The organism is Sphingopyxis chilensis, from assembly GCF_035930445.1.
GTDB lineage: Bacteria > Pseudomonadota > Alphaproteobacteria > Sphingomonadales > Sphingomonadaceae > Sphingopyxis > Sphingopyxis chilensis.
In genome coordinates this window covers 26,062-43,701 of the sequence record NZ_CP142394.1, presented here as the reverse complement: position 1 = coordinate 43,701, position 17,640 = coordinate 26,062, and the positions used below count along the sequence as shown (strand labels likewise).

The 17,640-nt window shown below is 66.3% G+C and carries 19 protein-coding genes; 11 read left to right on the top strand and 8 right to left on the bottom strand.

Translation table 11 applies throughout. The features are described from left to right. Positions 1-58: 58 nt before the first annotated feature. Positions 59-805, bottom strand: coding sequence for a murein L,D-transpeptidase catalytic domain-containing protein (locus VSX79_RS00240; protein ID WP_179498258.1), 747 nt, complete (start codon positions 803-805; stop codon positions 59-61). A 168-nt stretch (positions 806-973) separates the two neighbouring features. On the opposite strand from VSX79_RS00240, the gene arsC reads away from it, so the two are divergent. Next, entirely contained in the window at positions 974-1,318 is a 345-nt protein-coding gene (arsC, locus tag VSX79_RS00235) for an arsenate reductase (glutaredoxin) (protein WP_326914086.1), read from the top strand. 167 nt (positions 1,319-1,485) lie between these two features. Here arsC and recF read toward each other — a convergent pair whose 3' ends face one another. Further along, entirely contained in the window at positions 1,486-2,595 is a 1,110-nt protein-coding gene (gene recF / locus VSX79_RS00230) for a DNA replication/repair protein RecF (RefSeq protein WP_326914085.1), read from the bottom strand. A gap of 241 nt (positions 2,596-2,836) precedes the next feature. On the opposite strand from recF, the gene VSX79_RS00225 reads away from it, so the two are divergent. The 4 genes from VSX79_RS00225 (at position 2,837) to VSX79_RS00210 (ending at position 7,468) form a co-directional block, all read left to right on the top strand. Next, positions 2,837-2,965, top strand: a complete 129-nt coding sequence (locus VSX79_RS00225) for a hypothetical protein (RefSeq protein ID WP_257018269.1) — start codon at positions 2,837-2,839, stop codon at positions 2,963-2,965. A 55-nt stretch (positions 2,966-3,020) separates the two neighbouring features. Then, positions 3,021-3,200, top strand: coding sequence for a PspC domain-containing protein (locus tag VSX79_RS00220; RefSeq protein ID WP_058816939.1), 180 nt, complete (start codon positions 3,021-3,023; stop codon positions 3,198-3,200). Positions 3,201-3,395: 195 nt separating this feature from the next. Then, entirely contained in the window at positions 3,396-5,696 is a 2,301-nt protein-coding gene (parC, locus tag VSX79_RS00215) for a DNA topoisomerase IV subunit A (protein WP_326914084.1), read from the top strand. Between the two features lie 89 nt (positions 5,697-5,785). Further along, positions 5,786-7,468, top strand: coding sequence for a putative bifunctional diguanylate cyclase/phosphodiesterase (locus VSX79_RS00210; protein WP_257018267.1), 1,683 nt, complete (start codon positions 5,786-5,788; stop codon positions 7,466-7,468). Here VSX79_RS00210 and VSX79_RS00205 read toward each other — a convergent pair. The 4 genes from VSX79_RS00205 to VSX79_RS00190 form a co-directional block, all read right to left on the bottom strand. Next, a complete protein-coding gene (locus VSX79_RS00205) occupies positions 7,441-8,646 on the bottom strand; it encodes a CCA tRNA nucleotidyltransferase (protein ID WP_326914083.1) in 1,206 nt (401 codons plus the stop codon). The genes VSX79_RS00210 and VSX79_RS00205 overlap by 28 nt on opposite strands. After that, complete coding sequence (locus tag VSX79_RS00200) at positions 8,634-9,218, bottom strand: CoA pyrophosphatase (protein WP_179498246.1); 585 nt, start codon at positions 9,216-9,218, stop codon at positions 8,634-8,636. The genes VSX79_RS00205 and VSX79_RS00200 overlap by 13 nt, the downstream gene beginning before the upstream one ends. Beyond that, positions 9,218-9,802: a DUF1285 domain-containing protein gene (locus VSX79_RS00195; RefSeq protein WP_326914082.1), complete on the bottom strand. Its 585-nt coding sequence runs from the start codon at positions 9,800-9,802 to the stop codon at positions 9,218-9,220. The genes VSX79_RS00200 and VSX79_RS00195 overlap by 1 nt, the downstream gene beginning before the upstream one ends. Before the next feature lie 155 nt (positions 9,803-9,957). Then, on the bottom strand, positions 9,958-10,461 hold the full coding sequence (locus VSX79_RS00190; RefSeq protein ID WP_326914081.1) for a GNAT family N-acetyltransferase: 504 nt from the start codon (positions 10,459-10,461) through the stop codon (positions 9,958-9,960). A gap of 90 nt (positions 10,462-10,551) precedes the next feature. Here VSX79_RS00190 and VSX79_RS00185 point away from each other — a divergent pair, with 90 nt between their 5' ends. Next, a complete protein-coding gene (locus tag VSX79_RS00185) occupies positions 10,552-10,923 on the top strand; it encodes a dihydroneopterin aldolase (RefSeq protein ID WP_326914080.1) in 372 nt (123 codons plus the stop codon). After that, the gene (locus VSX79_RS00180; protein WP_179498238.1) at positions 10,920-11,681 is read left to right on the top strand and encodes an SDR family oxidoreductase; all 762 of its coding nucleotides are present in this window, start codon (positions 10,920-10,922) and stop codon (positions 11,679-11,681) included. The genes VSX79_RS00185 and VSX79_RS00180 overlap by 4 nt, the downstream gene beginning before the upstream one ends. Before the next feature lie 144 nt (positions 11,682-11,825). On the opposite strand, the gene VSX79_RS00175 is transcribed toward VSX79_RS00180, so the two are convergent. Both VSX79_RS00175 and VSX79_RS00170 read right to left on the bottom strand, forming a co-directional pair. After that, positions 11,826-13,259, bottom strand: a complete 1,434-nt coding sequence (locus tag VSX79_RS00175) for an NAD-dependent succinate-semialdehyde dehydrogenase (protein WP_326914079.1) — start codon at positions 13,257-13,259, stop codon at positions 11,826-11,828. Between the two features lie 154 nt (positions 13,260-13,413). Next, positions 13,414-14,013 carry a TIGR02466 family protein gene (locus VSX79_RS00170; RefSeq protein ID WP_179498234.1) on the bottom strand — a complete coding sequence of 200 codons (600 nt, stop codon included), beginning with the start codon at positions 14,011-14,013 and terminating at the stop codon, positions 13,414-13,416. Between the two features lie 46 nt (positions 14,014-14,059). Between VSX79_RS00170 and VSX79_RS00165 the strand changes: the two genes are divergently transcribed. The 4 genes from VSX79_RS00165 to VSX79_RS00150 all read left to right on the top strand — a co-directional run bounded on the left by VSX79_RS00165 (position 14,060) and on the right by VSX79_RS00150 (position 17,606). After that, positions 14,060-14,980: an SMP-30/gluconolactonase/LRE family protein gene (locus VSX79_RS00165; protein ID WP_179498232.1), complete on the top strand. Its 921-nt coding sequence runs from the start codon at positions 14,060-14,062 to the stop codon at positions 14,978-14,980. 10 nt (positions 14,981-14,990) lie between these two features. Then, positions 14,991-15,680, top strand: a complete 690-nt coding sequence (locus tag VSX79_RS00160; protein ID WP_179498230.1) for a VIT1/CCC1 transporter family protein — start codon at positions 14,991-14,993, stop codon at positions 15,678-15,680. Positions 15,681-15,804: 124 nt separating this feature from the next. Further along, complete coding sequence (locus VSX79_RS00155; protein ID WP_326914078.1) at positions 15,805-16,911, top strand: DUF2855 family protein; 1,107 nt, start codon at positions 15,805-15,807, stop codon at positions 16,909-16,911. A gap of 44 nt (positions 16,912-16,955) precedes the next feature. Further along, positions 16,956-17,606 carry an HAD-IA family hydrolase gene (locus VSX79_RS00150; RefSeq protein WP_179498226.1) on the top strand — a complete coding sequence of 217 codons (651 nt, stop codon included), beginning with the start codon at positions 16,956-16,958 and terminating at the stop codon, positions 17,604-17,606. Positions 17,607-17,640 lie beyond the last annotated feature (34 nt).

Sequence of the window (17,640 nt, the reverse complement as noted above, 5' to 3'; positions counted from 1 at the left end):
CATATTTGCGCAGGGACCGGCCTATCGACCGCTCCCCATCCCAAAGCCAACGCTGCGCTTAATCCGCGGTCGTGGGGAGCGTCCCGCTGAACGTGCTCGCGCGCCGCAAATTCTCCGTTCCCGGCAGCGGGTCGGCGGGCGGCAGCTGGAAGGGCGTCGGCATCGGCGGGGGAGCGCTCAGCCGGTCAGCGAACAGCAGCCGGCCGGGCCCGAGCTTGTAGAGAATCATCGGCAGCAGTTCTTCGCCAAAGACGAAGCAGCCCTCGCTGCGCCCGAGCTTGCCCTGCGTCGCGATCAGCGCCGGGTCCGCATACCAGGCGCCATGCACGACGATCGCGCGCTGGTCGGCGGTATAATTGTCGGGTTCCAGCCCGGCGAGGCGCATCGACGATCCGTTGGCGCCCCAATAATAATCGCTGGTGCGATAGGCGCCGCGCGAGGTCGCGAGGCTGCCGACGCGGCTCGAAAAGCTCTTGAGCCAGCCATCGTGCTGCGGGTCCGAGCCGCGCCCGTGGGTCACCGGGAACATGTCGACCTTGCCCGCGACCATATCGACCAGTGCGAAGCGCGGGCGCGACGAGGGCAGGCCGAAATCGACGACACCGACGCGATCGGTCTGGGGGATATTGCGCGCCTGCAGCGCCAGCTGCCGCTTTGCCACGGCGAGATAGTCGACGGGCGGCGGCAAGGGCAGGGCCGGTTGCTGCACCCAGTTCGGAAGCTGTGCACGCGTCGGAACCGCGGCCAGCGCCCCCGCTCCCGCGATCCCGGCGAGCAGTCTCCTGCGATCGATCAATTCATTCACTTGCAACCCAACCCCGCATTGGCCGCCTTTGGCGTTCCCTCGACTTTGCATAAGTCGTGTGTCGGCCGCGAAGGCAAGCTGGTGGTTCCCCTTCATGCGGGAAGATGTGCCATATATGCCATGAATAGCGCGTTTACGCGGCAGTAAGGCTGCGTTAGGGCCGAACCCATGAAAGCGACCATCTGGCACAACCCCGCGTGCGGCACATCGCGCAAGACGCTGGCGATTCTTCAGGAAACCCCGGGCGTCGAGCTGAGCGTCGTCGAATATCTCAAAAATCCCTACAGCGCCGACAAGCTGCGCCAGCTGTTCGGCGACGCCGGCCTCGCCGCCCGCGAAGCGCTGCGGCTGCGCGGCACCGACGCCGAAGAGCGCGGCCTGAAGGATGCGAGCGAGGATGATATCATCGCCGCGATGGCCGCCAACCCCGCTTATGTCGAGCGCCCGATCGTCGAAACCGACAAGGGCGTGCGGCTGTGCCGTCCGCAGGATGTGGTGCGCGAGATTCTTTGATCGACGGCCCGCCGCTTTCGGGAGGAGGAAGCAACTGCTCCTCTATTCTCGTAATCCCGGACTTGATCCGGGATCATCCTCCGGCGCTGCACGGACCCCGGATCAAATCCGGGGTGACGATGATGAATCGGGCAGCCGCCGGTCGAAAACAGCCGGAAGGCAAATATCTACCCCGCCGTAATCCGCCCGCCCGCAACGCGAAAGCGCGTTACCGGCCCGGGCATGTCGTCGAACAGCGCCGCCTCGGTCCCGGTGAGCCAGGCCTGACCCCCTTGCCCGGCAAGGCGCTCATAAAGCGCGCGGCGGCGCAGCGGGTCGAGATGCGCGGCGACTTCGTCCAATAGCAGCACCGGGCGCTGCCCGCGCGCGCGCGCGACGCAGTCGCTGTGCGCGAGGACGAGCGAGAGCAACATCGCCTTTTGCTCGCCGGTCGAGCAGCGCGCCGCCGCGCGGCCGGTCGCGGCGTGCATGGCGGAGAGATCGTCGCGGTGCGGCCCCGCGGTCGCGCGGCCCGCCGCGGCATCGATCCGGCGGCGCGATGCGAAAAGCTCCTTCAGCGCATCGACCGCGTGCGGCGCCTCGCGCGCCTTTCCGTCGGAATCGACGAGCGTCAGCAGCGGCCGCGCGAATGGCGCGTCGGGCTGACCCGCGAGTTCGGCCGACAGGCCCGCGAGCATTGCCTGCCGCGCCGCATCCATCGCCGCGCCATGTTCGGCGAGTTGCGCCTCGAGGCTCGCCAGCCATTGCCCGTCGGCGCCGGCGGGGTCGGCGAGCAGCTTGCCGCGCGCGCGCAGCGCCGCTTCATAGCGGTTGCCGTGCTGCGCGTGGCGCGGGTCGAGCGCGAGCACGAGCCGGTCGAGGAAGCGCCGCCGGTTTCCCGCAGTCTCGACGAACAGCCGGTCCATCGCGGGGGTCAGCCACAATATCGCCAACCATTCGCCCAGCGCCGTCGCCGCGGCCGGGGCGCCGTTGATGCGCACGATCCGCCGCCCCGGCTGCGCGGGCTCCATCCCCGTTCCCAGCGCGACCGGGGGCAGGTCGGCGCCCGCCTGGACCTCGGCAAAAACGGCGAAGCCCCCGCTCGCCCCGTCGCGCACCATGTCCGCCAGCGCGGCGCGGCGCAGTCCGCGCCCCGGCGCGAGCAGCGAGATCGCTTCCAGGATATTCGTCTTGCCCGCGCCATTGTCGCCATGCAGCGCGACGAGCCCCGGCCCGGCGGCCATATCCGCAGCGGCATGATTGCGAAAATCGGTCAGCGATAAGCGGGTCAGCGTCATCCTGTGCCGCGCCTACCGCAGCCCATCGGCCGAAGCCAGCCCGTCGCGCCCAGAACTGTCATTGAAAATTTTCCGATGAACGGGAATTTTTGCCATCCTGGCGCATTTTTTGCGCTGAAATAATATTTCGGGAACCAAAAAACCGCGCTTAACCGCCAATGAATGAAATTGGCACGGTCCCTGCAATACTGTCGGCATCCACCGGATGGTCCGGATGGAAGGTTCAAGGAAGGAAAATATCATGGCCCATTTCAACGTCGAATCGTTCAAGAGCTACGCGATCGCCGCGGTTGCCTCGCTCTACTGCTCGCTGATGTTCCTCGCCGCTGTCGGCCCGAACGCTGCGCACTTCGGTGGGCTGGTCGCCTGACCAGCCGCCTCCCCCAAAAAACGCCGGCCTGAAGGCCGGGATCGAAAGGAAAGAAATGAACCAGGGTTTTCGCAAGAATCGCCGTAACGGGATGATCTTCGGCGTGTGCGCCGGGATGGCGGACCAGTTCGGCATCGATGTCTTGTGGACGCGCGTCGCCTTTGTCGCCCTGACGCTGTTGGGCTTCGGCCTGCCTCTGCTGCTGTACCTCGCCGTCGCGATCCTCGCGCCATAGGACAGCCCGGGCCGGACGCTTTCGAAGCGCAGTCGCACCGGCCCGCATATTCCCAGGACCAGGGGCTCACCGGCCGGACCGGTGGGCCCTTTTCATTGTGGGGACTTTGGCGATCCACAGCTTCTTCCGACCAATCGCGCCGCGTCGACGCAAGCCTTTGCCTTGGCGCGCCAGCCTTGCTATCGGCTGCAAACAATGGCCAGCACGACAGACGACCTTCCTCCCTCGCAGCCCGGTGACAGCATTGATACCCCGTTCGACAGCGCGCTGTCCGAACGCTATCTCGTCTATGCGCTGTCGACGATCACTGCGCGGTCGCTACCCGACCTGCGCGACGGGCTGAAGCCCGTCCACCGCCGGCTGCTGTGGGCGATGCGCGCGATGCGGCTCGACCCGTCGCAGGGCTACAAGAAATCGGCGCGCGTCGTCGGCGACGTCATCGGCAAATTCCACCCGCACGGCGACACGGCGGTCTATGACGCGATGGTCCGCCTCGCGCAGGATTTCTCGCTCCGTTACCCGCTCGTCGACGGCCAGGGCAATTTCGGCAATATCGACGGCGATAATGCCGCGGCCTACCGCTATACCGAGGCGCGGCTGACGCGCGTGGCGGTCGACCTGATGCAGGGACTCGACGAGGGCACGGTCGATTTCCGCCCGACCTATAACGGCGAAGACGAAGAGCCCGAGATCATGCCGGGGCTGTTCCCCAACCTGCTTGCCAACGGCGCGAGCGGGATCGCGGTCGGCATGGCGACAAACATCCCGCCGCACAATGCCGCCGAGGTCATCGGCGCCGCGCTGCTGCTGATCGAGAAGCCGAATGCCGAGCTGTCGGAACTGCTCGACCATGTGAAGGGACCCGATTTCCCGACCGGCGGCATCGTCGTCGACAGCGCCGAGACGATCGCGCACGCCTATGAAACCGGACGCGGCGGTTTCCGCGTCCGCGCGCGCTTCTCGACCGGCAAGACGGCCGACGGCGACTGGGAAGACAGCGGCATCGAGAAATTGTCGGGCGGCACCTGGCATCTCGTCATCAGCGAAATCCCGTACGGGGTCGCCAAGGGCAAGCTGATCGAGCAGATCGCGCAGCTGATCGCCGACAAGAAATTGCCGATTCTGGAGGATGTCCGCGACGAAAGCGCCGAAGATCTGCGCATCGTGCTCGAACCCAAGAGCCGCAATGTCGATCCCGATGTGCTGAAGGACAGCCTGTTCCGGCTCACCGAGCTCGAGAGCCGTTTCGCGCTCAACCTCAACGTCCTCGACGCGACGCGCACGCCGAAGGTGATGGGGCTCAAACAGCTACTCACCGAATGGCTGCAGCACCAGATCATCGTCCTCGTGCGCCGCGCGCAGCACCGCATCAGCAAGATCGACGACCGGCTCGAGCTGGTCGCGGGCTATATCATCGCCTTTTTGAACCTCGACCGGATCATCGAGATCATCCGCACCGAGGACGAACCCAAGCCGGTGATGATCGCGGAGTTCGTCCTGACCGACCGGCAGGCCGAGGCGATCCTCAACATGCGCCTGCGCTCGCTTCGCAGGCTCGAGGAAATGGAACTCAAGCGCGAGCAGTCCGACCTCACCGCCGAGCGCGAGGAGCTGGCGAAGCTCGTCGAAAGCCCGGCGCGGCAGAAGACGCGGCTGCGCAAGGACCTCGAGAAGCTGCGCGACGTCTATGGGCTCGACACATTGCTCGGCGCGCGGCGCACGACGATCGCCGAAGCCGCTCCGACGCGCGAAATCCCGCTCGACGCGATGATCGAGAAGGAGCCGGTGACGGTGATCCTGTCGAAACGCGGCTGGATCCGCGCCCAGCGCGGCCATGTCGCGGAGGGTCAGTGGGGCGAGTTCAAGTTCAAGGAAGGCGACGAGCTGCTGTTCGCCGCGCACGCGCAGACGACCGACAAGCTGCTGATCGCCGCGAGCGACGGGCGCTTCTTCACCGTCGGCGCCGATAAATTGCCCGGCGGGCGCGGGTTCGGCGAGCCGCTGCGCCTGATGGTCGATATCGATCCCGAGGCGCGGATCGTCGCACTGATTCCCGCGACGAACGAAGGCCGTTTGCTGCTCGCCTCGACGAGCGGCCACGGCTTCGTCGCGCAGATGGCCGAAGTGGTCGCCGAAACGCGGAAGGGCCGCAATGTCGTCAACCTGAAACCCAAGGCGGCGCTCGCCGTCGTCCGGTCGATCGGCGCCGATGACGACAGCGTCGCGGCGGTCGGAGAGAATCGCAAGCTCGTCGTCTTCCCGCTCGCCGAGGTTCCGGTCATGGCGCGCGGCCAGGGCGTGATGCTGCAACGCTATCGCGACGGCGGCCTGTCCGACGCGGTCAGCTTCATCTTTGCCGAGGGCTTGAGCTGGGCGATGGGCGGCGACACCGGCCGCACGCGCACCGAAACCGACCTTGTCCCCTGGCGCGTCGCGCGCGGCGCGGCCGGCCGGATGCCACCGACGGGATTCCCCCGCAACAATCGCTTCGGCTGACCTCATTTCGATGTAGCCGTAAATCCCTTCTTTACTTCCCATGACCTAGGCATTGGGTAATGGGGAAAGGTCGCACAAAACCCGCTGTTATGCCTATCGATAGAACCGGCGAAGACCGGCCTTTATTGTTCGTCGGCTGGATCGACGCGCTCCCTGTACCGGCCGCGCTGATCAGACCGATGGCGCGCGGCAATTTCCGGCTTCACGCAAGCAACGCCGCCTTTGATCGGCTGAGCCTGTCACCCGTCGGCGCCGACGCGCCGATCGAATTGCTGCGCGCGATCGAGTGGGCCTCCCAATATCCCGAGGAATCGCAGGAATTCTCCTGCCAACTTGGCGAGGGGCCCGCGGCGCGCGACCTGCGCGGGTCGATCGGACCGCTGCCCACCGAATCGGGCGACGACGGGCTGTTCCTGCTGACGCTGATCGACCGGACGCAGGAGATGATGACCGAGCGCAATCTGCGCCGCGAACTCGTATCCGACAGCCTGACCGGGCTTCCCAACCGCGCCGGGTTCGAGGAACTGGTCGAACAGCGCACCCGCGCTGAAGGGGCGGGCGGCGACCATGCGATCCTGCTGCTCGACCTCGCGCGCTTTTCGCGGATCAACGAACATATCGGCCCCATGGCGGGCGACGAGTTGATCATCACCGTGGCGCGCCGCCTGAAATCGAGCCTGCGTAGCGGCGATATCCTGGCGCGCACCGGCGGCGACGAATTCGCCATTTCGACGCGCATCGCGGGCGGCCGCGCCGACGTGCGCGAAATGGCGCGGCGCATCCGCGGCTGCTTCGATCATCCGTTCCGCATCGGCGAACTCAAGGTCAGCGTCGATTGCGCGCTCGGCTGCGCGATCCAGCCGGCGATTGACACCGATATCGCGGACCAGATCCGTCACGCGCAGATCGCGCTCAAGCGCGCGAAGCAAACCGACCGCATCGAAATCTATGAACCCGAAGCCGCGATGCTGTCGGACAATCGTTTCGGGCTCGAGACCGAGCTTCGCAACGCCATCGAGGAAGACCGGCTCCACCTTGCCTTCCAGCCGCTGATCGAATTGTCGAGCGGCCGGGTTGCCGGGTTCGAGGCGCTCGCGCGCTGGGACACCAGCAGCGGCCATGCAGTCTCGCCCACCGAATTCATCCCGATCGCCGAGGATTCGGGACTGATCGTCCCGCTCGGCCAATGGGCGATCGGCAAGGCGGCGGCGGTGCTCGCCGAATGGGACAAGCAGAACGGCGGCAAGGTCGTCGACGCCTATTTCTCGGTCAATGTCTCGGCGATCCAGCTGGTCCGCGACGATGTCGCCGGGGTCGTCCGCCAGGCGCTCGAAAAACACCGGATCGGCGGCGAGCGGCTGATGATCGAACTCACCGAAAGCGCGATCATCGGCGATCCCGACCTCGCGCTGTCGGTGCTGAGCGAGCTGAAGGCGCTCGACGCACGCGTCGCGATGGACGATTTCGGCACCGGCTATTCGAACCTCGCCTATCTTCAGCGCCTGCCGATCGACGTGCTCAAGATCGACCGCAGCTTCGTCGAGCATATGGTCGACGACCGCGACAAGGTGGCGATCGTCCGTACGATCCAGAGCCTCGCCGAAGTGCTGGGGATGAAGACGACCGCCGAAGGGGTCGAGACCACCGACCAGGCGCGGCTGCTGTCGGCGCTGGGCTGCGATTTCGGACAGGGTTTCCTGTTCGCGCGGCCGATGGATAGCAAATCCGCGCTCGACTATTGGCGTCAGTCGCTGGTGCGACCGATCTTCTGATCGACGAGCTCGCCGACGCGCGCCGCGCCGGGGAAATCCTCCGCCACCCATTGGGCCTCTACCGCTTTCAGAATGCGTGCGACTTCGGGGCCAGCGGCGATGCCGCGCGCGACGATGTCGCCGCCTTTCAGCGGCAGTTGGGGAAGTTGCCAGTCCGCCAGCGCCGCGACCGCGGCGGGGTCGCCGGCGAGCAGGTGGACGTCGCGCGCGGCCTCGATGCCGATCGCGTGCGCAAGCTGGCGGATCGGGCGCGCGACGTCGACGCGATTCCCGCCGAGTGCCATCAGATGCTTGCGCTGCCGCGTCGAGAGGCGGAGCCGGCTCGCGACCGTTTCGGCGACCGCGGCATCGGCGGGCAGCAGCGCCGCGAGACGGCGGAGCGGCGCGATGGATGCAGCGGCCGTTCGTTCGTTCGTCGCGAGCCGGTCGAGCGCGGCGGCAAAGCCCGCATCGAGTTCGGGGAGGAGCACTTCGAAAATACCGTCCGCCGCCATTTGGCGGACGATCGCGCGCGGGTCGGGCAGCGCGAGGATCTTGAGCAGCTCGTCGGCGATGCGCTCGCGCGAAAGGCTTTTCAGCGACTGGCGCGCGGTCACCACCGCGGCGTGGCTGGCAGGGTCGAGGTTGCCGCGCCCGAAACGCGCCGCAAAGCGATAGAAGCGCAGGATGCGCAGATGGTCCTCGGCGATGCGCATCGCCGCGTCGCCGATAAAGGCCACCCGCCCCGCGTCGAGGTCGGCCAGCCCGCCGAACCAGTCGTCGATCACTCCCGTATCGGGATCGGCGTAGAGCGCGTTGATCGTGAAATCGCGGCGCGCGGCGTCGTCGCGCCAGTCCTCGGCGAAGGCGACCGTCGCGCGGCGGCCGTCGGTTTCGACATCGCGGCGCAGCGTGGTGATCTCGTGATGGTCGCCGCTGGCGATCGCGGTGACGGTGCCGTGCACGATGCCCGTCGGAATGACCTTGATATCGGCGGCCTCGAGCCGCCGCGTGACCTCCTCCGGCAAGAGCGGGGTCGCGAGATCGATGTCGGCGACGGGCAGGCCAAGCAAAGTGTCGCGCACCGCACCGCCGACCGCCTTGACCGCGCCGCCATCGGCGGTCAGCGCCGCAACGATCCGGCGGAGCCCCGGACGCTCGCGCCATTCGGCATCGGGGAGCACCGTCACCGATGCCATCCCGCGGGCAGACGCCGCGCCAGATTGATGATGATTCCCGCCGTCACGCCCCAGATCCGCCGCCCCTGCCAGTCCATGTCATAATAATGGCGGTCGTGCCCCTGCCAATTGGCATGCTGGCGCGCATAATTGTCGGGGTCGAACAATATGTCGAGCGGCACCTCGAACCAGTCCTCGACCTCGTCGGGGTTGGGATCGAGCGGCAGGTCGGGCGGGATGACGCCGAGCACCGGGGTGATGATATAGCCGCTGCCCGATCGATAGGGCTCGGTCGCGCCAGCGATCATCACGTCACGGCGGCTGAGGCCGATTTCCTCTTCCGCCTCGCGCAGCGCCGCGTCGATCGCATCGCGATCGCCCGGATCGATCTTGCCCCCGGGGAAGGCGACCTGCCCGGCGTGGCTGCGCAGCCATTGCGGGCGCTGGGTCAGGATGACGCCGGGATCGGGCCGATCGGTGAACGCGATAAGCACCGCGGCATCGCGCAATGTCGGGGTGCCAAGATAGGCCTCATCCTCGCCCGCATCGGGAAGCAGATTGTCGAGCGCGTCGCGCAACTTTTCGGACAGCATCAGGCGTCCACCAGCGGGAAGCACATGCCGTTCGACCAGATCGCGGGCCTCTCCATTCCCTCGGCGAGCGCCATCTCGACGATCTCGTAATAAAGCGCGCGGTCGATCCGCGCTTCGAGCCCGTTGCCGATCGCACCGCGCACGTGCAGCCGCGGGTCGGGATTCTCGGCGTCGTTGCCGAAGCTGAGCGGATGGTCTGCGCCGGCGATCACCAGATCGTCGGTGTCGAGGCGAAAAACGAGCTTGCGCGCCGCGCCGTCGCCTTCGCTCTTCATCTCGACCGCGCGGAACGGCATGTCTTCGACGGCAATGCCCAACTTCTCCGCAGGCGTCACGAGCGCGTGGCTGCCGTCGGGTTCGCGGCGCAGAATCGTCGAGAAGATCCGGACCATCGCAGGCCGGTTGATCCGCCCGCCTTCATGATACCAGCTGCCGTCGGCGCGGATTTCCATCGCGCTATCGCCGGTTCGTTCGGGATGCCATTGCTCTACCGGCGGCAACTGGCGCGCGGCGAGCAGTTCGACGGTCTCGGCGAGCGAGAGCTGCGAAAAATCCTTGGGAACCGGGGGGACGGGGCTAACCATCTATCCGACATAGGCGGAAGGGCGCGCTGTGCAAGTCGAGTCAGTCCAATCGACCTTCTCCCTTGATGGGAGAAGGGTATGCGGCTTTGGTCGCGAGGCGGCTTAGGCGAAGTGGATGCGGGTGATAGTGCCTCTCCCCATCGAGCGGGAGGAACTCAGCGCGGACCGATCATCCCCGCACCCGCCGGCAGGTCGTGCCCGTTCACCGCGCGCGCGAGCAGGCGGCGTTTCTCGAACGGGCCGGGCAATTCCCATTCGCCCGTGGCATCGGCGTCGAAGCCGAAAAAGCGACCGTAATATTCGGGATCGCCGATCATCATCAGCGCGCCGTCAGCGCCGGTTTCGGCGGCGTCCAGCATATGCGTCATCAGCATGCGGCCATGTCCGCCGCGCTGGACCTCGGGACGCACCGCGACGGGACCGACCATGACCAGCGGCGTCGCGGTACCATCGGCGGCGCGGTGCGCGACCGGCCAGCACTGGATCGTGCCGATCAACACGCCGTCCACGACCGCCGCGAAGCTGAGCGACGGCACCGCATCCACGCCTTCGCGGATGCGATAGGCGGTTCGTCCAAAGCGATCCGTTCCGAAAGCGGCGTCGAGGAGCGCCTCGACCGCCTGCGGCTCGATATTCGACAATGGAAGTAACTCGACCAACGCGCACCCTTTCGCTAATGCGGCGGCGCTTTAGGGGTGCGGCACGGCGATGGAAAGCCGAATGTCGCGCTCGTTCGACAGGATTTTCTTGTGACCGATACATTGTGGCTGGAGGTGGACGGGCTGACCGCCCAGGTGCTCACCGGCATCTATTCCGAAGAGACGCATTTGCCGCAGCCGCTGCGCATCTCGGTGCGCGCGAAGCTGGCGATGGCGGATCATTACGATCCGACCACGCCGCTCAGCCGCTCGAAGAACTATATGCACCTCAAATTCGCGGCGACCGAGGGCATCCCGAAGGATGTGCATTTCGTGCTGATCGAAAGCGTCGCCGACCATATCATCGACACGCTCTTCCTGCAGGACGAGAAGGTCGAGGAGGTCGAGGTGAAGATCGTCAAGCTCGCCATCGCCGAGGAGGGCGAGCAGATCGGCATTACCATGCGGCGGTCGCGGAAATGACGCAGAAGCTGGCGCTGGTGACGGGTGGGCTCCACCGCGTCGGCGCCGCGATTTCTGCTCGCCTCGCCCGCGAAGGCTATGCGCTGGCGATCCACAAGCGCAGTCCGGGCGAGGCCGACCCGGTGCTGGCGGACGCACTCGCCGAGACCGGCGCGATCAGCCACCGCTTCGCCGCCGACCTCGCCGATCCGGCGGCGGTCGCCGCGCTGGTCCCCGCGGTGATCGAGAAATTCGGGCGCGCGCCCGACCTGCTCGTCAACAATGCCGCGCTGTTTGCCGAGGGCGCGTGGCAGGATTTGTCCGCTGCCGCGCTCGCCGAAATGATGCAGGTCAACCTGTCCGCGCCGGTGATGCTGGCGAAGACGCTCGTCGCCGTCAGCGAGGGCCAGCGCCCCGCGATCGTCAATATCGTCGATCAGCGCGTCGCGCATCCGGTGCCCGACCAGATCGCCTACAGCCTGTCGAAATCGGCGCTATGGCAGGCGACGGCGACGCTGGCGGTCGCGTTCGGGAACTGCGCGCGCGTCAACGCCGTCGCGCCGGGGCTGACGCTGGCGACCGAGGATTATTCGGCAGCGCAGGTCGAACGGCTGGCAAAGCGGATGCCACTCCGCGCGTTGCCGACGCCGGCGCAAATCGCCGATGCGGTCGTCTATCTGGCGCGCGCCGAGGCGGTGACCGGGCAGACGATCTTCGTCGATGGCGGCGCGCACCTTACACCGATGGGCCGCGATTTCGTGGCGCTGGAGCGGGATTGAAAATCCTTCCTGTCGCGTAACGATGGGGAGGTGGCAGCGCGAAGCGCTGACGGAGGGACCAAAGCACTGCCGTGGCGGCCCCTCCACCACTCGCTTCGCGAGCGGTCCCCCTCCCCATGGCTTCGCCACAGGGAGGATTGGGCGTCAGTAAATATGCACCGCCTTGGTGACGAGATAGCCGTCGAGCCCCTCGGGCCCGCTCTCGCTGCCGAAGCCCGATTCCTTTATCCCGCCGAACGGCGTGTCGAGTGCCGAAATCACGAAGCTGTTCACCCCGACCATGCCGCTTTCGATCGTGTCGACGATGCGGTTGATCCGCCGGCCGTTCTCGGTGAAGGCGAAGGCGGCGAGGCCGTAGGGCAGCCGGTTCGCCTGTTCGAGCGCCTCGTCCTCGCTGCCGAACGGGCGGATCAGCGCCATCGGGCCGAAGGGTTCATTGTTCATCGCATCGGCCTCGACCGGCACGTCGGCAATCGCGGTCGGCTGGAAGAAATAGCCGTTGCCCGTCGCCTCGCCGCCCGCGATGACGCGCGCGCCCTTCGCCTTCGCATCGGCGACCAGCGCTTCGAGCGCGGGGATGCGCCGCGCGTTGGCGAGCGGGCCCATCTGCGTTTCGGCGTCGAGCCCACTGCCGATCTTCACCTTTTGGGTGCGCTCGGCAAAACCCTTGACGAAGGCATCGTAAATGCCCTGCTGGACATAGAAGCGCGTCGGCGAGATGCAGACCTGTCCGGCGTTGCGGAACTTCTGCCACACGACCTTGTCGAGCGTCGCTTCGAGGTCGCAATCGTCGAATATCAGCACGGGGGCATGGCCGCCGAGTTCCATCGTGATGCGCTTCACCCCATCGGCGGCGAGCTTCATCAGATGCTTGCCGACCGCGGTCGAGCCGGTGAAGCTGACCTTGCGGATCACCGGGCTGGCGAGGAGATGGCGGCTGATCATGTCGGGATCGCCATAGACCAGCTGGACGACGTCCCCCGGGATGTCCGCATCGGCGATGCAGCGCATGATCGCGCTGGTGCAGCCCGGGGTTTCCTCGGGCGCCTTCGCGATCACGACGCAGCCCGCGGCGAGCGCGGGGGCGATCTTCTTGACCATCAGGTTGACCGGGAAATTCCACGGGCTGAACCCCGCGACCGGGCCGACCGGATGTTTGGTGACCATCGCGCGCTGGCCGAGCGGGCGCTGGAGCACGCGGCCCTCGATGCGTTTGCCTGCTTCCGCGAAATAGTCGAACAGGCCGGCGGCCGAAAGCACCTCCCCGCGCGCCTCGGCGATCGGCTTGCCCTGTTCGAGCGTCAGCAAGGTCGCGATATGTTCGACGCGCTCGCGGATGATGCCCGCGGCCTTGTGCATCAACGCGGCGCGTTCGTCGGGGGTTTTCGCGCGCCACACGGGCCAGCCGCGTTCCGCCGCCGCGAGCGCCTCGTCGAGGTCGGCGGCGGTCGCCACGGGCAGTTCGGCGATCGTGCCCGCGGTCGCGGGGTTATAGACCGGCCGCTCGTCGCGCCCCTCGCCGCTCCGCCACGCACCGTTGATGAAGAGCTGGAGGTCGGCGTCGTAGGTCGCTGTCATAGGAGGCACTTTCGCTACACCCCCGAAATCCGTTCGTGTCGAGCGAAGTCGAGACACCCATCGATGGTGCGCAAGGCCGAGAGGCGTCTCGACTTCGCTCGACGCGAACGGGAAGAGGGGCTTGGTCTAACAGATGTCGCCCATATAAGGCCGCTCAGCGATAGTTAAAGCTGATGCTGATCCGTTCGCCCTTGCCCGAATGCGGCATCACTTCGTGTCGCAGCCAGCTTTCCCACAAGAACACGCGGCCCGCAGCGGGTTCGGCATAGACGAAGGGGCGTTGCTGCTCGGGCGCGTCATCGGTGCGCCCGGGCGCGGCCATCAGCATCGGCAGGCGCGGGTCTTCGAGCTTGAGCGCGCCCGATCCCGGCGGGACCGCGACGTAGAAGGTGCCCGACACGATGCTGTGCGGGTGGATATGGCCGCTATGGGTGCCGCCGGGTTTCAGGATGTTGACCCACAGGCTATCGAGCTTCAGCGGCTTGGCGAGATCGAAATGGCACGCCTTGGCGAACGCCTTCACCTCTTTGTCGAGCAGCTTCTTGAGGTCGTAAAAGGCCGGGTCGCGTTCTGGCAGGTCGCCGAGGCTGGCGTAGCTGGTGTAGCCCTTGTAGCCATGCGTGCGGCTCCACGCCTTCCCCGCGCCATCCTCTTCGGCGAACAGGCGGCAGCTCTCCTCCAGCTCTTCGAGCAGGTCGGGCGTGCCGATGTCGGCTTCGTAGAAATTGGTGGCGAAGAGTGTGCGAACGGGCATGATGGCCGCAAAGCATAGGAAGTGCGGACACGCAAGGGAGATGGGTATGGCCGAGTTTGAACTGATAGCCGACGGATTGCGTTTTCCCGAGGCGCCGGTCGTGATGGAAGACGGCAGCGTCATCGTCGTCGAGATCGAGGCGAAGCGGATCACGCGCTGCTGGCCCGGCGGGCGGAAGGAGGTCATCGCGACCCCCGGCGGGGGCCCCAACGGGCTCGCCATCGGGCCCGACGGCAAGCTCTATTGCTGCAACAACGGCGGGTTCAACTATGTCGAATCGAACGGCTATCTGGCGCCGCACGGTATCGCCGACGATTATTCAGGCGGGCGGATCGAGCGCATCGATATCGAGACGGGCGAAGTCGAGGTGCTGTACAAGTCGGGCGATCATGGCGTGACCTTGCGCGGGCCCAACGACATCATGTTCGATACGCACGGCGGCTTCTGGTTCACCGACCATGGCAAGGTCGACTATGCCGCGCGCTGCCACGACATCGTCGGCATTTTTTACGCGAAAGCCGACGGCAGCTTTATCGAAGAAGTGATCTTCCCGAGCTATAATCCGAACGGCGTCGGCCTGTCGCCCGATGGCAGCAAGCTTTACGTGGCCGAAACCTACACCTGCCGCCTGACCCAGTTCAACATCGTCGCGCCGGGCAAGGTCGACGACGCCGCGGGCCCCGGCGGCCCCGGCATCCCGCTCTATCGTCCTGCGGGCTATAAATTCTTCGACAGCCTCGCGATGGAAGCGAACGGCAATATCTGCGTCGCGACGATCGGCGAGTGCGGGATCAGCGTCGTCTCGCCCCAGGGCGAGCTGGTCGAGTTCGTCGCGACCGACGATATTTTCACGACCAACATCGCCTTTGGCGGGCCCGACCGGCAGGATGCCTATATCACCCTGTCGGGCACAGGGCGGCTGGTGAAGACGCGCTGGGCGCGGCCGGGGTTGCAGCTGCAATATTAAAGGACGCCGAATGCACGAGGAAACCCATAGCGTCACGCGGATCAGCTGGCTGCGCGCCGCGATCCTCGGCGCCAATGACGGGATCGTCTCGACCGCCAGCCTGATCGCGGGGGTCGCGGCGGCGGGCGCGTCGGAGGCCTCGATCCTGATCACCGGCAGTGCCGGGCTCGTCGCGGGCGCTATGTCGATGGCGGCGGGCGAATATGTGTCGGTGAGTTCGCAGGGCGACGCGGAGAAGGCCGATGTCGAGCTGGAGAAACGCCACCTCGCCGCCGATCCCGAGTTCGAGCTGGAGGAACTGACGCAGATTTACCAACAGCGCGGGCTCGACCGCGCGCTCGCCGAGCAGGTCGCGGAGCAACTGACCACACACAATGCGCTCGACACCCATTTGCGCGACGAGTTGGGAATGACCGATGCGATGGCGGCGCGGCCGGTGCAGGCGGCGGCGGCTTCGGCGGCGAGCTTTTCGGTTGGCGCGGCGCTGCCGCTCGCGACCGTACTCGTCGATCAGGGCGATTCCTTGCCGTGGACGGTTTCGGCCGCGTCGCTGGTCTTTCTCGCGGTCCTCGGCGCACTCGGCGCATGGGCGGGCAAGGCGCCGATGCTCCGTCCCGTGATGCGCGTGACCTTTTGGGGTGCTTTTGCAATGGCGGCGACGATCGCGATCGGGTCGCTGCTCGGGACGGTGGTGGGCTGATCCGCCTCGCCACCGGGCCCGAATGCCATTCCGGTTCGCCCGACCGCGATTGTCAGGCGCGCTCTCATCTGTATGACTGTCGTCCATCCCGCATTCGTGGGCACGTCAATCGGAGGGGTCCGGAATGAGTTCGACGAGCTGGGCGATCGACATCGATCGCGACGATATCACGCAAGCCAAATTGGTCGAGGACGCGGGCGCACCGCTCGCACCGGGACAGGTGCGCGTGCATCTCGACAGCTATGCGATGACGGCGAACAACATCACCTATGCGGTGTTCGGCAAACCCGCGGGCCTGTTCGGCAACGATCAGGGCTATTGGGATTTCTTCGCCGAGCGGGACGCACCGGGCCGCCTCCCTGTCTGGGGTTTTGCCACCGTGACCGAAAGCCAGGCCGACGGCGTGTCGGCTGGCGATCGCTTCTATGGCTATTATCCGATGGCCGAGAATGCCGTGCTGACTGTCGGCAACGCGGGGCCGGGCGGCTTCACCGATGTCACCCCGCGACGCACCACCCTGCCTCCCATCTACAACAATTATCAGCGGATCGAGGCGCTGACCGATTATCGCACCGCCGACCATGATTATTGGCCGGTGTTCCGCCCGCTCTTCCTGACCGGCTGGCTGATCGGCGACCAGTTCGAGGACGAAGGCGATTATGGCGCCAGCCAGATCCTGATCGCGAGCGCGTCGAGCAAGACCGCGATCGGGCTCGGCTTCACGCTCAAGCGGCGCCCGGAGCCCCGCCCCGAAACGGTCGGCCTGACCAGCGCGGCCAATGTCGACGCCCTCGCCGCGCAGGGCATCTATGACCGGGTGATCAGCTACGACCAGATCATGACGCTCAACGCCGCGACGCCTGCCGCGCTCGTCGATATGGCGGGCAATGGCGCGGTGACGCGCGTCGTGCACAGCCATTTCGGAAACAACCTCAAAGCCTCGATCATCGTCGGCAAGTCGCACTGGGACGCGCAGGCCGACGTCGAAGGCTTGCCCGGCCCCGAACGGCAGGGATTCTTCGCGCCCGGCCGCAGCCAGAAGCGGATCGCCGACTGGGGCGGTGCGGCGTTCGGGCAGAAGATCGCAGAGGCATGGCTGGCCTTCATGGACGTTGCGCCGCGGCTCACGTCGATCGACAAGCGCAGCGGCGGCGATGCGGCGGTGGCTGCCTATCATGAAATGCTTTCGGGCCGAGCCAATCCCAGCGCCGGGATCGTCGTCGAACCCTGACCGTCATAGTTGACGTTAACGTCAATCTACGCTCTAGCCACGCCATGTCCCGATACACGCATGTCATCTTCGATTTCGGCGGCGTCATCACCGCCTCGCCCTTCGAAGCCTTCAACCGGCTCGAGGAAGAGCGCGGCCTGCCGCGCGACTTCGTGCGCCGCGTCAACGCCGCCGACCCCGACGGCAACGCATGGGCACGATTCGAACGCGCCGAGATCGATGCGGCGGCGTTCGACACGCTGTTCGCGGCCGAGGCGAAAGCGATGGGTCACATACTGGAAGGCGAAGCGGTGCTGGCGGTACTGGCCGGAGCGGTGCGTCCGGCGATGGTCGCTGCGCTCGATACGCTGAAGGCGAGCAACTTTGGCATTGCGTGCATCACCAACAATGTTCCGTCGGGCAAAGGTGCCGGGATGGCGCGAAGCGAGAAACTCGCCGCCGAGGTCGCGGCGATCATGGCGCGCTTCGACCATGTCATCGAATCGAGCAAGGTCGGCGTCCGCAAGCCTGACCCGCGGATTTATGAAATGATGTGCGAGGCGCTCGGCGCCGAGCCCGCAAACTGCATCTATCTCGACGACCTCGGCATCAACTGCAAGCCGGCGAGCCAGCTCGGCATGCACGCGATCAAGGTAACGAGCGGCGAGCAGGCGCTCGCCGACCTCTCGGCCGCGCTGGGGATGGAACTCCCCTGACAATCAGCCTTTTGATCGCGCGTTGAAAGGCGGC

Excerpts from the sequence above, each read along its gene's own strand:
- arsC (WP_326914086.1), top strand. The coding sequence starts at position 974 with ATGAAAGCGACCATCTGGCACAACCCCGCGTGCGGCACATCGCGCAAG.
- recF (WP_326914085.1), bottom strand. The coding sequence starts at position 2,595 with ATGACGCTGACCCGCTTATCGCTGACCGATTTTCGCAATCATGCCGCT.
- VSX79_RS00225 (WP_257018269.1), top strand. The coding sequence starts at position 2,837 with ATGGCCCATTTCAACGTCGAATCGTTCAAGAGCTACGCGATCGCCGCG.
- VSX79_RS00220 (WP_058816939.1), top strand. The coding sequence starts at position 3,021 with ATGAACCAGGGTTTTCGCAAGAATCGCCGTAACGGGATGATCTTCGGC.
- parC (WP_326914084.1), top strand. The coding sequence starts at position 3,396 with ATGGCCAGCACGACAGACGACCTTCCTCCCTCGCAGCCCGGTGACAGC.
- VSX79_RS00210 (WP_257018267.1), top strand. The coding sequence starts at position 5,786 with ATGCCTATCGATAGAACCGGCGAAGACCGGCCTTTATTGTTCGTCGGC.
- VSX79_RS00205 (WP_326914083.1), bottom strand. The coding sequence starts at position 8,646 with ATGGCATCGGTGACGGTGCTCCCCGATGCCGAATGGCGCGAGCGTCCG.
- VSX79_RS00200 (WP_179498246.1), bottom strand. The coding sequence starts at position 9,218 with ATGCTGTCCGAAAAGTTGCGCGACGCGCTCGACAATCTGCTTCCCGAT.
- VSX79_RS00195 (WP_326914082.1), bottom strand. The coding sequence starts at position 9,802 with ATGGTTAGCCCCGTCCCCCCGGTTCCCAAGGATTTTTCGCAGCTCTCG.
- VSX79_RS00180 (WP_179498238.1), top strand. The coding sequence starts at position 10,920 with ATGACGCAGAAGCTGGCGCTGGTGACGGGTGGGCTCCACCGCGTCGGC.
- VSX79_RS00175 (WP_326914079.1), bottom strand. The coding sequence starts at position 13,259 with ATGACAGCGACCTACGACGCCGACCTCCAGCTCTTCATCAACGGTGCG.
- VSX79_RS00170 (WP_179498234.1), bottom strand. The coding sequence starts at position 14,013 with ATGCCCGTTCGCACACTCTTCGCCACCAATTTCTACGAAGCCGACATC.
- VSX79_RS00165 (WP_179498232.1), top strand. The coding sequence starts at position 14,060 with ATGGCCGAGTTTGAACTGATAGCCGACGGATTGCGTTTTCCCGAGGCG.
- VSX79_RS00160 (WP_179498230.1), top strand. The coding sequence starts at position 14,991 with ATGCACGAGGAAACCCATAGCGTCACGCGGATCAGCTGGCTGCGCGCC.
- VSX79_RS00155 (WP_326914078.1), top strand. The coding sequence starts at position 15,805 with ATGAGTTCGACGAGCTGGGCGATCGACATCGATCGCGACGATATCACG.
- VSX79_RS00150 (WP_179498226.1), top strand. The coding sequence starts at position 16,956 with ATGTCCCGATACACGCATGTCATCTTCGATTTCGGCGGCGTCATCACC.